13 protein-coding genes are annotated in these 15170 nt (G+C 59.2%); 4 read left to right on the plus strand and 9 right to left on the minus strand.

Translation table 11 applies throughout. The features are described from left to right. From yajC to queA, 3 genes are read right to left on the minus strand one after another with little or no spacing between them, the layout of a single operon-like run. Nucleotides 1-333, minus strand: coding sequence for a preprotein translocase subunit YajC (gene yajC, locus OXR61_RS21275; protein ID WP_021507155.1), 333 nt, complete (start codon nt 331-333; stop codon nt 1-3). 25 nt (nt 334-358) lie between these two features. Further along, nucleotides 359-1483 carry a tRNA guanosine(34) transglycosylase Tgt gene (gene tgt / locus OXR61_RS21280; RefSeq protein ID WP_021507154.1) on the minus strand — a complete coding sequence of 375 codons (1125 nt, stop codon included), beginning with the start codon at nt 1481-1483 and terminating at the stop codon, nt 359-361. Nucleotides 1484-1522: 39 nt separating this feature from the next. Continuing rightward, nucleotides 1523-2593 carry a tRNA preQ1(34) S-adenosylmethionine ribosyltransferase-isomerase QueA gene (gene queA / locus OXR61_RS21285; protein WP_021507153.1) on the minus strand — a complete coding sequence of 357 codons (1071 nt, stop codon included), beginning with the start codon at nt 2591-2593 and terminating at the stop codon, nt 1523-1525. A 104-nt stretch (nt 2594-2697) separates the two neighbouring features. Between queA and OXR61_RS21290 the strand changes: the two genes are divergently transcribed. The 4 genes from OXR61_RS21290 to OXR61_RS21305 all read left to right on the plus strand — a co-directional run bounded on the left by OXR61_RS21290 (nt 2698) and on the right by OXR61_RS21305 (nt 7712). Beyond that, nucleotides 2698-3279 carry an ACP phosphodiesterase gene (locus OXR61_RS21290; RefSeq protein WP_021507152.1) on the plus strand — a complete coding sequence of 194 codons (582 nt, stop codon included), beginning with the start codon at nt 2698-2700 and terminating at the stop codon, nt 3277-3279. 162 nt (nt 3280-3441) lie between these two features. After that, nucleotides 3442-4251 (plus strand): inositol monophosphatase, encoded by an 810-nt coding sequence (locus tag OXR61_RS21295; protein WP_021507151.1) that lies wholly within the window; start codon nt 3442-3444, stop codon nt 4249-4251. Next, nucleotides 4248-5483 (plus strand): histidine-type phosphatase, encoded by a 1236-nt coding sequence (locus tag OXR61_RS21300; protein WP_021507150.1) that lies wholly within the window; start codon nt 4248-4250, stop codon nt 5481-5483. The genes OXR61_RS21295 and OXR61_RS21300 overlap by 4 nt, the downstream gene beginning before the upstream one ends. A gap of 276 nt (nt 5484-5759) precedes the next feature. After that, complete coding sequence (locus OXR61_RS21305) at nt 5760-7712, plus strand: acyltransferase family protein (RefSeq protein ID WP_021507149.1); 1953 nt, start codon at nt 5760-5762, stop codon at nt 7710-7712. A 42-nt stretch (nt 7713-7754) separates the two neighbouring features. Here OXR61_RS21305 and proY read toward each other — a convergent pair whose 3' ends face one another. The 6 genes from proY to phoB form a co-directional block, all read right to left on the minus strand. Beyond that, on the minus strand, nt 7755-9110 hold the full coding sequence (gene proY / locus OXR61_RS21310; RefSeq protein ID WP_021507148.1) for a proline-specific permease ProY: 1356 nt from the start codon (nt 9108-9110) through the stop codon (nt 7755-7757). Nucleotides 9111-9179: 69 nt separating this feature from the next. Further along, the gene (gene brnQ / locus OXR61_RS21315; protein WP_021507147.1) at nt 9180-10499 is read right to left on the minus strand and encodes a branched-chain amino acid transporter carrier protein BrnQ; all 1320 of its coding nucleotides are present in this window, start codon (nt 10497-10499) and stop codon (nt 9180-9182) included. A gap of 402 nt (nt 10500-10901) precedes the next feature. Further along, complete coding sequence (locus tag OXR61_RS21320; protein ID WP_021507146.1) at nt 10902-12008, minus strand: cobalamin-independent methionine synthase II family protein; 1107 nt, start codon at nt 12006-12008, stop codon at nt 10902-10904. A gap of 165 nt (nt 12009-12173) precedes the next feature. Then, on the minus strand, nt 12174-13100 hold the full coding sequence (locus OXR61_RS21325; protein ID WP_021507145.1) for a phosphate ABC transporter substrate-binding protein PstS family protein: 927 nt from the start codon (nt 13098-13100) through the stop codon (nt 12174-12176). A gap of 18 nt (nt 13101-13118) precedes the next feature. Then, nucleotides 13119-14432, minus strand: coding sequence for a phosphate regulon sensor histidine kinase PhoR (gene phoR / locus OXR61_RS21330; protein ID WP_021507144.1), 1314 nt, complete (start codon nt 14430-14432; stop codon nt 13119-13121). A gap of 15 nt (nt 14433-14447) precedes the next feature. Continuing rightward, complete coding sequence (phoB, locus tag OXR61_RS21335) at nt 14448-15137, minus strand: phosphate response regulator transcription factor PhoB (protein ID WP_021507143.1); 690 nt, start codon at nt 15135-15137, stop codon at nt 14448-14450. Between the last annotated feature and the right edge of the window lie 33 nt (nt 15138-15170).

Here is a 15170-nt window from a genome sequence, read left to right on the forward strand (position 1 = left end):
TTACAGCGCCTTCATTGTACCTTTCGGCAGAACGGCGGCCACGAAATCACGTTTAATCACTACTTCAGTGGTGTCGTTCAGGGCGATAGCGATGTAGCCGGTTTCAGCCACTTTCGTTACGCGGCCCACCAGGCCACCGTTGGTCAGCACTTCATCACCTTTGGAGATGGAATCCATCAGCTTTTTGTGATCTTTGGCGCGCTTCTGCTGTGGACGCAGGATCATGAAGTAGAAAATCAGACCAAAAACCACCAGCATGATCACCAGAGAATACGGACTTCCCTGAGACGGAGCGCCAGCTGCGGCCACGGCGTCAGAAATGAAAAAGCTCATTAAATTTCCCTCATTGATAGAATTATCAGACGTTTAACGGTGGAACCGCTTTGCCCGTCCGTTGGTAGAACTCGCTAACAAAGTGCTCTAATTTACCCTCTTCGATGGCCTGGCGTAAACCCGCCATCAGACGCTGGTAATAGCGCAGATTGTGGATGGTGTTCAGACGTGCGCCCAGTATTTCGTTACAGCGATCAAGATGATGCAAGTAGGCACGCGTGTAATTGCGACAGGTGTAACAATCACACTCCGCATCCAGCGGCGCGGTGTCATCTTTGTATTTCGCATTGCGGATTTTCACCACGCCATCGGTGACGAACAGATGGCCATTGCGCGCGTTACGCGTTGGCATAACACAGTCAAACATATCGATACCGCGGCGAACGCCTTCCACCAGATCTTCCGGTTTGCCGACGCCCATCAAATAACGCGGTTTGTCTTGCGGAATTTGCGGACAGACGTGTTCCAGGATGCGGTGCATGTCCTCTTTCGGTTCACCCACCGCCAGGCCGCCCACAGCGTACCCATCAAAGCCAATCTCTACCAGACCTTTAACCGAGACATCACGTAAATCTTCGTAAACCCCGCCCTGAATAATGCCAAACAGCGCATTTTTGTTACCGAGCGCGTCAAAGCGGTCGCGGCTGCGCTGCGCCCAGCGCAGTGACATCTCCATCGAGCGTTTAGCGTAATCCCAGTCCGCCGGATACGGCGTACATTCGTCGAAGATCATCACAATGTCGGAGCCGAGATCGTACTGAATCTCCATCGATTTTTCCGGGTCGAGGAAAATCGGATCGCCGTTGATCGGGTTGCGGAAATGCACGCCGGCTTCGGTGATCTTACGGATATCGCCGAGGCTGAATACCTGGAAGCCGCCGGAGTCGGTCAGGATCGGTCCCTGCCAGTGCATGAAATCGTGCAGGTCGCCGTGCAGTTTCATGATCTCCTGCCCCGGACGCAGCCACAGGTGGAAAGTGTTACCCAGCAGGATCTGCGCGCCGGTCTCTTTCACTTCTTCCGGCGTCATGCCTTTGACCGTGCCGTAGGTGCCGACCGGCATAAACGCCGGGGTTTCCACGACGCCGCGATCAAAGACCAGACGGCCACGGCGCGCGCGCCCGTCGGTGGTATCTAATTCAAATTTCACATTGACCTCTTTCGATAATCAGAGAAACAGTCTGATTACTCAGCCACCAACGATTTCGTCGGGAGCCTGTGGATTACGGGTGATGTACATCGCATCCCCGTAGCTAAAGAAACGGTACTGCTCCGCCACCGCGCTCTGATAAGCCGCCATGGTGTGTTGATAACCGGCAAACGCCGAGACCAGCATAATCAGCGTCGATTCCGGCAGGTGGAAGTTGGTGATCAGCGCATCGATCACCTGATAGTGATAGCCCGGATAGATAAAGATCTGCGTGTCATCGAAAAACGGCGCGATCAGCCCATCCTGGCAGGCCTGCGCTGCGCTCTCCAGCGAACGCACCGAGGTGGTGCCCACCGCCACCACTTTGTTACCGCGCGCTTTGCACGCCAGCACCGCGTCCACCACGTCCTGCGGCACTTCGGCATATTCAGAGTGCATGATGTGATCGTTGATGTTCTCCACGCGCACCGGCTGGAAGGTGCCAGCGCCGACGTGCAGCGTCACAAACGCCATCTCCACGCCTTTCGCCTTCAGCGCCGCCAGCAGCGGCTCATCGAAGTGCAGACCGGCGGTCGGCGCTGCCACCGCGCCGGGGCGCGCGCTGTACACCGTCTGATACAGCTCGCGGTCAGCTTCCTCATCCGGACGATCGATGTACGGCGGCAGCGGCATATGGCCGACGCTGTTCAGGATATCCAGCACCGCGCGATCGTCCGCAAACTCAATTTCGAACAGCGCATCGTGGCGCGCCAGCATGGTGGCTTTGACGCTTTCGTCGTCGCCCAGCAGTAATTCGGCACCCGGCTTCGGCGCTTTGGAGGCGCGCACGTGCGCCAGCACGCGTTTGTCATCCAGCATGCGCTCAACCAGCATCTCAATTTTGCCGCCGCTGGCTTTACGGCCATAGACGCGCGCCGGAATCACCCGGGTATTATTGAACACCAGCAGATCGCCCGGATTGAGCTTATCCAGCACATCAGTAAACACGCCATGGTTCAGCGCCCCGCTCGGGCCATCCAGCGACAGCAGACGACATCCGCTGCGCTGCGCCTGCGGATAGTGGGCGATCAAAGATTCCGGTAATTCAAAGGCAAAATCGGCTACACGCATGCATCACTTCTTCAGGACTCAAAAAACAGGCGGCATAGTTTAGCGGAAAAGTGGGCAATTCTGAACAACTGGCTGCGCCGGTGTGATTCTGCCTATAATGCGCCATGAACTTTCTTGCTCACCTTCACCTCGCAACCCTGGCCGACAGCTCACTGCTGGGTAATCTGCTGGCCGACTTTGTGCGCGGCAACGTTGAGGCGCAGTGGCCGCAGCCAGTGGTGGCCGGTATTGCCCTGCACCGGCGCATTGACGTGCTGACCGATAACCTGCCGGAAGTGCGCAGCGCGCGTCAGCTGTTCCGCGCCGAAACGCGCCGCGTGGCGCCAATCACCCTCGACGTGATCTGGGACCACTTCCTGGCGCGCCACTGGGATCAGCTACATCCGGCGCAGTCGCTGTCTGATTTTAGCGCCGCCGCCGAGCGCGATATTGTGCCGCAGCTGCCCGGCACGCCGACCGATTTTATCGAGCTCAACGCGGTAATGTGGCGCGAACGCTGGTTTGAACACTATGCTGACCCGGCGCGGCTGGCGCGCGTACTAAGCGGCATGGCGCATCGCCGGCCACGGCTGGCGGCGCTGCGCGACTCCTATCAGGATTTTGTCGACCACTACACCCAGCTCGAACCGCTGTTTTTCCAGTTCTATCCACGCCTGATGGCCGCCGCGCGCGCCCGGCAGCTGTGAAGCACAATTTGCCGCTGCCCCGCATTGCCTCCCCTTGCCAGCCGCAGCCATCTGCGGCTTAATGAAGCCTTGCTTAACTTTTGTTAAGCCAGTCACACAGCCATGGCGCTTTATCCGGCGTGGTTCGCCACGTCGATTGCCAGTGAATGATAAGAGGGAAAAATGTCATCAGCTACGCTAACCGAATTAGATGCCCGTTATCACTATGCCTGTGAGGTGGCGAAAACCGCCGCCAGCCGCGCGCTGGCGTGGTATCAGCAGCGCCATCAGCTGGTGGTGGAGCACAAGAAGGATTTGCAGGATGTGGTCAGCGAGGCGGATCGCAACGTTGAGCTGCTGGTAAAACACCTGATTCATGAGCGTTTTCCTGACGATGCGGTGCTGGGTGAAGAGAGCGGCGGTGATGTCAGCGGCGCGCGCTTTATCTGGGTCATCGATCCGATTGACGGCACCAGCAGCTTTCTTAACGGCCTGCACAACTGGTGCGTCTCGCTGGCGATTGTCTGTGACGATCAGCCGGTGATTGGCGTAGTCAGCGATCCTAATCATCAGGAAACCTTCCACGCCTGCCGCGGCAAAGGTGCCTGGGTGAATGACAAGCGCATTCAGGCACACAGCGCGCAGCGGCTCGATCAGGGGCTGCTGGGCCTCAGCAGCTCCAACAGCCAGCCGATTGAACCGCTGACCACCTTTATCAGCCAGCTGCTGGCGCAGGGCGGCATGTTTATCCGCAACGGTTCCGGTGCGCTGATGAGCGCCTGGGCGGCCGCCGGCCGGCTGATTGGCTATTACGAAGCGCACATGAATCCGTGGGATGGCCTGCCCGGCATTGTGCTGATGCGCGAAGCGGGCGGCGTCACCAACGATTATCTCAGCCACCACGGCCTGCAACAGGGTAATCCGGTGCTGCTGGCCAACGCGGTGCTCTATCCGCAGCTCAAAGCGCTGCTGCCGGCACAGCCAACGCTATGACACGTCTGCTGCTGAGCGCGCTGCTGGCTTTGCTGGCGCTCACCGCGCAGGCGCAGCCGCGCTACCAGCTGGAAAAAGTGGTAGAGATCAGTCGTCACGGCGTGCGTCCTCCCACCGCAGGTAACCGTACGGAAATCGAAGCCGCCACCCAGCGCGCCTGGCCGCGCTGGCGCAGCGCCGACGGCGAACTCACCGCACACGGTTATGCAGCGGTCGTGAATAAAGGTCGCTGGCAGGGTGAACACTATCGCCAGCTCGGCCTGCTGCGCGCCGGCTGTCCCGATGCCGGGCAAATCTACGTGCGCGCCAGTCCGCTGCAGCGCACCCGCGCCACGGCGCAGGCACTGCTGCAGGGTGCCTTTCCTGACTGCGATGTGGCAGTTCATCACGTCGCGGGGGCGGTCGATCCGCTATTTCAGAGCGAAAAACTGCCGTTCGGCCAAACGGATGCTGCCACAGAGCGGGCAGCGGTCGCGGCGCGCGCCGGCGATCTCACCGCACTGCAACAGCGTTTACAGCCCGCCGTGCAGCAGCTCAGGCAGGCGGTGTGTGCGGCAGATTGCCCGTTCTTCGATCGCCCCTGGCAGCTGAAGCAGAGTAAAAGCGGCCATACCTACGTGCAGGGTCTCAGCGTGCTGGCCAGCATGGCCGAAACCTTACGGCTCGGCTGGAGCGAAAATCTGCCGTTCAGCCAGCTGGCGTGGGGCAACATCACCCGGGCGCAGCAGATTAGCGCCCTGCTGCCGCTGCTGACCGCCAATTACGATCTGAGTAATGATGTGCCGTATATCGCGCAAAAGCGTGCGTCGATTCTGCTGGACGCGGTGGTGCGCAACCTGCAGGACGATGCGGCGACGCCCTCCACCCGCTGGCTGCTGCTGGTGGCACACGACACCAATATCGCCATGTTACGCACGCTGATCGGCTTTAGCTGGCAGCTGCCCGGCTACGCGCGCGGTAATATTCCGCCCGGCAGCAGTCTGGTGTTTGAGCGCTGGCGCGATAACCAGACGCAGACGCTGCTGCTGCGCGTCTATTTTCAGGCGCAAAGTCTGGATGCGCTGCGCCAGCTAACGCCGATCGATCGGCAGCACCCGCTGCTGCGCCAGGAGTGGCATCAGCAAAACTGTCGCCAGACGGCGGTGGGCACGCTGTGTCCTTATCAATCGACGCTTGAGCACTGGCGCACCGCCATTGATCAGCGCGCGGTAATCCCCGTGGACTATCCCTGACGCCAGCCGCCGGGTTAAGCCAGACAGATTACGCTGGCTTATTCCTGCAGCGAAATTACAGCAATAAACTGCAAGCTGGTGGGCACGGTTATCTGAGACTTTTCTTTTTTTTCCCTTAAAAGCGTTAGCGCTGAAAAACTGCGATATGCTGCACGGGTCAATCATCCCTTAGTAATACCTTTCTCTTTTTACATTTTTCGGCGACAGGATGCGCCGAGCTATTTTTACCCGCAGTAATGAAATCGCAAATTAACATTGAATAACTGGGATCCTGTTATGTCTGTACCTGTTTCGCTGCGCTATCGTCCGGATATCGATGGTCTGCGCGCTGTCGCCATTATATTGGTTGTGCTGTTCCACTGCGGCGTCAGCGCCGTGCCGGGTGGCTTTATTGGCGTCGATATATTTTTCGTTATTTCCGGCTTTTTAATTGGCGGCATTATCAGTAAAGAAATTACCGCCGGCACCTTCTCGTTTTATCAGTTTTATTTACGCCGCATCCGGCGTATTGCGCCCGCCCTGTTTTTTATGCTGATGGTATTGCTGCTGCTCGGTTATCTGCTGTTATCACCGCTGGAATTAAGCCAGCTGGCAAAATACAGCATGGCGGTGTTTCTCTCGGTGCCCAATATGCTGTTACTGAAGAGCGGCGACTATTTCAGTGCGGATGCCGATCTCAATCCGCTCCTGATGACCTGGTCGCTGGGCATTGAGGAGCAGTTCTATATCGTGCTGCCGTTTGTTCTGCTGCTGGCCGTGCGGCTGCGGCGCACAATGACCGGCGTGGTGCTACTGCTCAGCCTGCTGTCGCTGGCCGGCTGCCTGTGGTTAACGCCCCTCTCCAGCACTCAGGCGTTTTATCTGCTGCCAACCCGCGCCTGGGAACTGGGTGCCGGCGTGCTGCTGGCGCTGTGGCAACCCCGCCCCGTCACCGGCCGGCTGGCCAGCCTCTGTCATCTTGCTGGCTGGCTGTTGATCATCGGTGCCACGCTGTTACTCAGCCATAGCGATCGCTTCCCTGGCTGGCTGGCGCTGCTGCCGGTGCTGGCGGCCTGTCTGATGATCGGTGCACGCAGCCCGCTCAATCAGCGGCTGCTGGAGAACGCGCCGATGCGCTTCATCGGTAAAATTTCCTACTCGTGGTATCTGTGGCACTGGCCGCTGCTCAGTCTGGCGCGCATCTGCAGCGATCGGCCGCTCAGCATCTGGCAGGCGCTGAGCATCTGTGCCGTGGCGCTGGTCATCGCCTGGCTCTCCTGGCGCTTCGTCGAACAGCCATTCCGTCGGGCGCGAAGCGGTACGCGCTGGCTGATCCCCGGCTACTGCGCCTCGTCGCTGCTGGCAGCCGGTGCCATGGTGCTGCTGTGGCAAAGCGGTGGCCTGAAATCGCGCGTCAATGAAGCGGTGATGCTCGGCGACGAATGGAAAGTCGCCGCCCAGCGCGATCCCTGCCTGCTGGATTACGGCGCCACGCGGCCCGCCCGCGATGCGCAGTGCCAGCCGCAGAGTGACACACCGGCGATAGCGCTGATTGGCGACAGCCATGCCGCCGCGCTGGCGGCCAACGTCGCCGATTACGCCCGGCGGCAGCAGAAACCGCTGTTTCAGCTGACCAAAGCCTCCTGCCCTTTCCTGCTTGACGCCACGCGCGCGATGCCGCAAAAACCGCAGCATGCACAGCAGTGCCTCGATTTTAATCAGCGGGTTCTGCCGATCATCCTGAGCGATAAAATAGACGAAGTGGTGATCAGCGCGTTCTGGGCGGCGGGCCTCAGTGATCAGCCGGGCAGCGGATTCCGCAGTCTCCGCGATCCGGCGCAGGACAATCTGCAGGCGCTGAAAAGCGGGCTGGATACCGTGGTGGCGCAGCTGCTGGCGGCAGGGAAAAAGATCACCCTGATTGACGATGTGCCGACCATCACGCTCGATCCGCTGCGCTACAGCCATAACCGCAATATGCCGCTGCGCCGCAGCCTGAATAGCTGGCTCAGCGCGCAGGATGGCGCGGCGCTGGCGGCGGAACGCACGCAGCAGTTGCAGATGCCAAACGCATCGGTGGCAAATCTGTTAAAGGATTATCAGCAGCACGGCGTGCGCGTGTTGTCACTGCAGGAGACGTTATGTAATGCGCAGGGGTGTCTGGTCACTCATCAGGGCATGCCGCTCTGGTACGACAATAATCACCTGAATCCGTACGGCGGAGAGATGGCGCTGGGGAAAAACTGGTAATGCACCACGGGCGAAGTCTCGCTTCGCCCGCGGTAAAGCTTCTTACGCTTTACGTTTCTTCGCCAGCGGCCACGCCAGCAGCAGCAGAACAATCCACGCAAACCCGACGTACAGCGAGATACGCGTATCCGGGAAGTAGCCAATCAGCGCGATGATAAAGGCAAGGAACAGCACCCCCACCCACGCCGTAGCGCTGCCGCCCGGCAGAGCAAACTGCAGCTTACCGGCCTGCTCTTTGCCGATTTTGTGGCGGAACGCGATCTGCGACAGCAGAATCATAATCCACACCCACACGGTGGCAAACGTCGCCAGCGAGGCGATCACCAGGAACACTTTTTCCGGCATCAGATAGTTGAGGTACACCGCCACCAGCATGGCAAGCATCATCACCAGCACCGTAACCCATGGAATGCCGCGATTCGACACCTTCATAAACATCTTCGGCGCATGTCCCTGCTGCGCCATACCGTGCAGCATGCGGCCGACGCCAAACACATCGCTGTTAATCGCCGACAGCGAAGCAGTCAGCACCACAAAGTTCAGAATGGAGGCGGCGGCGGCGATGCCGAGGTGCTGGAAAGTCAGTACGAACGGGCTGCCTGCGGTACCGACCTGGTTCCAGGGATAGATCGACATGATCACAAACAGCGTGCCGACATAGAACACCAGAATGCGCAGCGGTACGGAGTTGATGGCGCGCGGGATCGATTTCGCCGGCTCTTTAGCTTCGCCGGCGGTGATGCCAATGATCTCAATGCCGCCGTAGGCGAACATCACCATCTGCAGCGACAGCAGCATGCCGACGATACCGTGGGCAAAGAAGCCGCCGTTGGTCCACAGGTTATGGATGCCGGTCGGCTGACCGCCGTTGCCGATGCCCCAGAAAATCATGCCGAAACCGGCCACGATCATGATGATGATGGTGGCAACTTTGAAAAAGGAGAACCAGAACTCCACTTCGCCAAACACCTTCACGCTCATCAGGTTGATGGCGCCGATGATCAGCACCACCGACAGCACCCAAATCCAGTGCGGCACCTCCGGGAACCACACGCCCATGTAGATACCAAAAGCCGTGACGTCGGCGATCGCCACAATCAGGATTTCAAAGCAGTACGTCCAGCCGGTGATATAGCCCGCCAGCGGTCCGAGGTAATCCTGCGCGTAGCGTGAGAACGAACTGGCCTGCGGATTGTTCACCGACATCTCGCCCAGCGCGCGCATGATGATATACGCTACGGCGCCGCCGATGATGTAGGCCAGCAGTACGCTGGGGCCTGCCATTTTGATGGCATCTGCCGAGCCGTAAAACAGCCCGGTGCCGATCGCCGATCCCAGCGCCATAAAACGGATGTGGCGCGTGCTCAGTCCGCGTTTGAGCTTATTGGTTTCTTGCATAACAAACAGTACCTGTGGAAATGAAAAAACCACGGGCAAGCCCGTGGTCGGAATTAACAGCGATGTCGCTTACTGGTGAACGGCAACCTGCTCACGCCCTTTCACCCGGTCAACCACCGCAGCAATCACCAGCATCGCCAGCGACGGCGGCAGCCAGGAGAGTCCCTGATCGGCCAGCGGCAGATGCTGGCTAAACAGCGGCAGCGCATCTTTAAAGCTGGTGGTTTTGATGGCATCGACGATGCCAAACAGCAGGCTGATCAGCATGGTTGGCGCAATGATGCGCGTGCTGCGATTCCACCAGCTCAGGGTAAAGCTCAGCACCACCAGTACGATGCACGGCGGATAGATAGCCGTCAGCACCGGAATTGAAATCTGAATCAGGTGACTGAGACCGAGGTTCGACACCAGCATGGCGAACAGGCCGAGAATAAACACCAGCGCTTTATACGACAACGGCAGGTATTGCGCAAAGAATTCTGCGCAGGCACAGGTCAGGCCCACCGCCGTAACCATACAGGCGACGAAAATCAGCGCGGCGAGGAAGACACTGCCCATGCCGCCGAAGGTCTGCTGCACGTAAGCATGCAGAATCGCCGCGCCGTTAGCGTTCTGATCGACAATCGCGCCGCTGCCGGAGCCCAGCTTGAACAGGCTGAGGTACACCAGCGTCAGACCGACACCGGCGATCACGCCGGCCAGCATGGTATAGCGCGTCAGCAGTTTACTGTCTTCCACGCCACGTGAACGCGCCGCATTAACGATGACGATACCGAACACCAGCGCGCCGAGCGTATCCATGGTCAGATAGCCGTTCACGAAACCGCTGGAGAAGGCCGCACGCTGGTAGTCGGCGGTGGCCGGCGAAATGCCGCCAGCCGGCCACAGCAGCGCCGCGACGCCCAGAATGGTCAGCGCGACAATTTTCAGCGGTGCGAGGAAGTGACCGACGGTGTCCAGCAGCTTGCCCGGATAGAGCGAAATGCCAATCACCAGCGCGAAGTACACCAGGCTATAGATAAACAGCGGCAGCGGGCCGTCGCCGGTCAGCGGCGCAATCCCGACTTCAAATGAAACGGTCGCGGTGCGCGGCGTGGCAAACAGCGGTCCGACGGCGAGATAGCACACGGTGGCGAGCAGTAGACCGGCCGCTTTACCAATCGGTGAGCTGAGCGCATCAATACCGCCGCCGACGCGCGCCAGCGCGATCACGGTCATCACCGGTAAACCAACCGCGGTGATCAGGAAGCCGAAGGCGGCAATCCAGACATGTTCACCAGACTGAATACCGACCATAGGCGGGAAAATGATGTTTCCTGCGCCAACGAACAGGGCAAAGGTCATGAAGCCCAGCGCCAGGATATCCCTGGAGGTTAAACGATGTGTCATAAACTTCTGTACTGCCTGTAGCTGATGTTGCGGTGGAAGTTGGGTTTGTGTTGTCCCCTGGATGCGCGAAAACAATGGCTTAACTGGCTTGACCAGTGCGTTATGCGGGCCGAATCGGTACAGCGCAGGTGATTTAAACTGCTTTTCTTCTGTTCACAGAGGGATGAATCGACAACGGCGCAAATTAAAACGTTTATAGCGAAGAAAGGCAATACGGGATCGGAAAACCAGAAGGATATAACAGGAAAGCGTCAGAACGTAGTGGATAAGCAGGAAATAGTCGGAAAACACCTGAGATGATTTGCTTAAAGTTTCTGCAAAGCGGGCGATCTCCTTGCAGAAACCGCCGCAGGGATGCACAAAAGGCGCGCTTTACGCGCCTGTTTGCACAACTTTACAGCATCACCACACCTGTTGTGCGATGTCGACAACCAGACGAATCTTCTGCCACTGCTGCGCTTCGGTCAGGCTGTTGCCCTCTTCCGTTGACGCAAAGCCACACTGCGGGCTGAGGCAAATCTGGTCGAGGCTGACAAACTGCGCCGCTTCCTGCAGGCGCGCCTTCACCTGTGCAGCGTCTTCCAGCTCGCCGGTTTTGGTGGTGATCAGCCCTAATACCACCTGCTGATGACCCGGTTTGATGAAACTTAGCGGCTCAAAGCCACCGGAGCGCTCATTATCGTACTCGAGGAAAAACGCGTCGATGTTCACGCTGCCAAACAGAATTTCCGCTACCGGCTCGTAGCCGCCTTCCGAGATCCAGGTCGAGCGGAAGTTACCACGACACACGTGCAGGCCGACGGTGAGATCCGCCGGTTTATCTTCCAGCGCGCGATTCAGCACCTGCGCATAAATGTGCGCCAGCTGTTGCGGATCTTCACCGCGCTCGCGAATTTGCTGCTGCTGATCGCCTGAACACAGGTACGCCCACACGGTGTCATCCAGCTGCAGATAGCGGCAGCCAGCGTCGTAAAACGCCTTAATCGCCTCTTTGTAAGTCTGTGCCAGATCGGCGAAGTACTGCTCCAGATCCGGATACACCGTGGCATCAATCACTTTACGGCCGCCGCGGAAGTGCAGCACGCTCGGGCTGGGAATGGTCATTTTCGCCACCGCATCGCCGGCCACGCTTTGCAGGAAGCGGAAATGGTCCAGCATCGGATGCTGCGGGTTAAAAGTGACTTTACCGGTGACCTTCACGCCGTGCGCTTTGGTCTGCACGCCGTTGAACTGAATGCCCTGATCGGCCTCAAACAGCTCAACGCCGTGCAGATGGCCAAAGAAATCAAAGTGCCACCAGGCGCGGCGGAATTCTCCGTCGGTCACTACCTGCAGACCGCTGGCGCGCTGCTGCTCCACCACCTGGCGAATCGCATCGTCTTCTACCTGACGCAGCTGGTCGGCGCTGAGGGTGCCGCTGGCGAACTGCTCGCGTGCCTGCTTAATGGCAGCGGGACGCAGAAAACTGCCGACGGTATCGGCGCGGAACGGGGCGGTGTTGCGTTGCATATTCACTCCTGCACTGGCGCATAATTGCGTCAGGGTATAATTGCGCATGGTTATTTTTGGCCATCTGGATGGCTATATGTCCATAAGAGTGACATGCCGCCCTGCCGGCGGCAATAGAAGAAAATTCAGGGGACGTGAAAAAAATTCATGATCGGTCAGCGTGAATTAGTTTTGCGCAATCGCCGCGCGCGCCTGCGCGATCTGGCTATCGGACAGCGGCAGGTAGCCGGCCTCCGTTACGCGGCGCTGACCCTGCGCAGAGAGCACCTGCTGCAGAAAGGCGGCGACCAGCGGCGGCAGCGGTTTGCCGGGTGCCTTGTTAACGTAGATATACAGCGGGCGCGACCACGGATAACGGCCGCTGCGGATCGATTCGGCATCTGGCATAACGCTGTCGCCGCTGGCGGTGACGATCGGCAGGGTTTTCACGCCGCTCAGGTGAAAGCCAAAGCTGGCGTAGCCGATGCTGTTCGGCGTGCTGGCGACCGCCTGCACCACCGCCGCCGAGCCGGGAAACTCCGCGACGTCAGCGCGGAAATCGCCGCGACACAGCGCCTGCTGCTTGAAAAAGCCCCAGGTGCCGGAAGCGGAGTTACGGCCAAAGCGCTGAATACTGCGCGTTGCCCAGTTCGCCGTATGCAGGCCAACATCGCCCCAGCGCTGTGGCACCTGCCGTGCGCCGCATAGCCGGGTCACGGAGAACAGCGCATCCAGCTGCGGCTGACTGATGGACGGCAGCGGATTGTCCTGATTGACCACCACCACCAGCGCATCCATCGCTACCGGCACCGCCAGCGGTGCATAGCCATAGCGCGAGATAAACAGCTGACGCTCATCCACCTGCATCGGCCGGCTCATGGCGCCAAGCTGAGCGGCCCCGGCGGCCAGCGCGGTCGGCGCCGTCGACGATCCCGCCGCCTGCACCTGCACGTTGACACCCGGCGACTGACGGCTGAAATCTTCGCCCCATAGCGTCATCAGATAGCCCAGCGTGTCCGAGCCGACGCTGCTCAGGTTGCCGGTCAGCATGCTTTGCTGAGCCGTCGCCAGCAGCGGGCACAGTAATAAAAGAGAGAGCAGCAGCGATTTCATCACAGAGTCCGGTGGCGTTTACTGCGCCACATTCTCGCGGATTCCGTTCGCCACAATCAAGCGCGGTGGCAGCACGAAGCGGAAGCAGGTTTCCTGATGCGGCACGCTGCTGATCTCCAGCCGCGTGGTGTGGTGGCCGAGCGCGTGCTTAACAATGGCCAGCCCCAGCCCGCTGCCGCCGGTGGCGCGCGAGCGCGCTTTATCCACGCGGTAGAAGCGTTCGGTCAGGCGCGGCAGATGCTCCTCGCTGATGCCGGGCCCGTTGTCGCACACTTTAAATTCGGCGCCCTGTTTGGTGCGCAGCCAGCTGATGTCGATGCGCGTGCCATCCGGCGTGTGGTTCACCGCGTTATACACCAGATTGGAAATCGCGCTGCGCAGCTGTTCATCATTGCCGAACACCTTCAGATGCGGGTCGGTGTGGAAATGGATGCTGTGACGGCCCTGGCTGAGGGTTTCCGCCTCGCGCTGTAACAGCAGCAGCATGGTCGGCACATCCACCGTCTCTTTCAGATCAATGGCGGGGGCCGCTTCGATGCGTGACAGCGTCAGCAGCTGCTTCACCAGGCTGTCCATGCGTCGCGTCTGCTCCTGCATGGTACTGAGCGCCTTGCTGCGGGTGCGCTCGTTCATCCCGGCATCGTCCATCATCTCCAGATAGCCCTGCAGCACCGTCAGCGGGGTACGCAGTTCATGGCTGACGTTGGCGAAGAAGTTACGCCGCGCCCCTTCCAGCTGGTGCATCTGGGTGACGTCACGCGCCACCATCAGCCACTGACCTTCGCTGTAAGGCATGACGCGGAACTCCATGTGATGCTGATTATTGAGCACCAGCGTCAGCGGCTTGTTGAAGTCGCGCTGGCGGATATAGCGGGAGAATTCAGGGTAGCGCAGCAGGTTGAGGATATTCTGGCCGTTATCTTCCGGCCAGCGCAGCCCGAGATGCTGCTGAGCCAGACCGTTACACCAGAAAATGGTGCCCTCTTCGGTGGTGAGTACCACCGCGTCCGGCAGCGACTCGGCCCCGCTGCGAAAGCGTTTGATCAGATTGCCCAGCTCGCGCCGGCGGCGGCGATTGCGCAACTGCATTTGATACAGGCCGTAAAACAGCGGTTCCCAGCTGCCGCGCCCGGTGGGCGGCGTCATTGAACGATCAATCCACAGCCAGTGCGACAGCCGCATCAGATTTTTGAAGTGCCAGAACAGCACGCCGCACACGGCCAGTAACAGCCACCACGGCAGATAGCCAACCAGCAGACCCAGCACCAGCGCAGGCAGACACACCAGCGCCAGCTCGGTCAGTAATCTCTTCCAGGAGAGTCGTTCCAGCACGGTAAAAGACTCCGTTTAGTAGCGGGCAGAGAAACGATACCCTGTTCCGCGAACGGTTTGTACCATGCGATCGTGGCCGGAAACTTCCAGTGCTTTACGTAAACGACGGATATGCACATCCACGGTGCGGTCTTCCACATACACGTTAGTGCCCCACACGTGATTCAGCAGCTGTTCGCGGCTGTATACGCGCTCCGGATGCGTCATAAAGAAGTGCAGCAGTTTGTATTCGGTCGGTCCCATTTCCAGCGGCGTGGTTTCGGACATCACGCGATGCGAGGAGGGATCGAGGCTCAGCCCCTGCATCTCAATCACCTCTTCCACCGCCATCGGTGAGATGCGGCGCATCACGGCTTTAATGCGCGCCATCAGCTCTTTGGGCGAGAACGGCTTGGTGATGTAATCATCGGCGCCCACTTCCAGCCCGCGCACGCGATCTTCCTCTTCACCGCGCGCCGTCAGCATCATCACCGGAATATCACGCGTCATGGCTTCACGCTTTAAATGTTTGATGAACTGAATGCCGCTGCCGCCGGGTAACATCCAGTCCAGCAGAATCAGATCGGGCCAGGGTTCGATCAGCTTGCCAATCGCGCTGTCATAGTCCTCAGCCTCAATCGGCTGGTAATCGTTTTGTTCCAGCACGAAACATAACATTTCACGGATGGGAGCTTCGTCTTCCACAACCAAAATGCGCTTAGCCATTATTACTCCTGCGATTGTGACGGCATGTCACGG

The organism is Pantoea sp. GM_Pan_4, assembly GCF_026541005.1.
Classification (GTDB): Bacteria; Pseudomonadota; Gammaproteobacteria; order Enterobacterales; family Enterobacteriaceae; genus Pantoea; species Pantoea dispersa.

Excerpts from the sequence above, each read along its gene's own strand:
- yajC (WP_021507155.1), bottom strand. The coding sequence starts at position 333 with ATGAGCTTTTTCATTTCTGACGCCGTGGCCGCAGCTGGCGCTCCGTCT.
- queA (WP_021507153.1), bottom strand. The coding sequence starts at position 2,593 with ATGCGTGTAGCCGATTTTGCCTTTGAATTACCGGAATCTTTGATCGCC.
- OXR61_RS21290 (WP_021507152.1), top strand. The coding sequence starts at position 2,698 with ATGAACTTTCTTGCTCACCTTCACCTCGCAACCCTGGCCGACAGCTCA.
- OXR61_RS21295 (WP_021507151.1), top strand. The coding sequence starts at position 3,442 with ATGTCATCAGCTACGCTAACCGAATTAGATGCCCGTTATCACTATGCC.
- OXR61_RS21300 (WP_021507150.1), top strand. The coding sequence starts at position 4,248 with ATGACACGTCTGCTGCTGAGCGCGCTGCTGGCTTTGCTGGCGCTCACC.
- OXR61_RS21305 (WP_021507149.1), top strand. The coding sequence starts at position 5,760 with ATGTCTGTACCTGTTTCGCTGCGCTATCGTCCGGATATCGATGGTCTG.
- proY (WP_021507148.1), bottom strand. The coding sequence starts at position 9,110 with ATGCAAGAAACCAATAAGCTCAAACGCGGACTGAGCACGCGCCACATC.
- brnQ (WP_021507147.1), bottom strand. The coding sequence starts at position 10,499 with ATGACACATCGTTTAACCTCCAGGGATATCCTGGCGCTGGGCTTCATG.
- OXR61_RS21320 (WP_021507146.1), bottom strand. The coding sequence starts at position 12,008 with ATGCAACGCAACACCGCCCCGTTCCGCGCCGATACCGTCGGCAGTTTT.
- OXR61_RS21325 (WP_021507145.1), bottom strand. The coding sequence starts at position 13,100 with ATGAAATCGCTGCTGCTCTCTCTTTTATTACTGTGCCCGCTGCTGGCG.
- phoB (WP_021507143.1), bottom strand. The coding sequence starts at position 15,137 with ATGGCTAAGCGCATTTTGGTTGTGGAAGACGAAGCTCCCATCCGTGAA.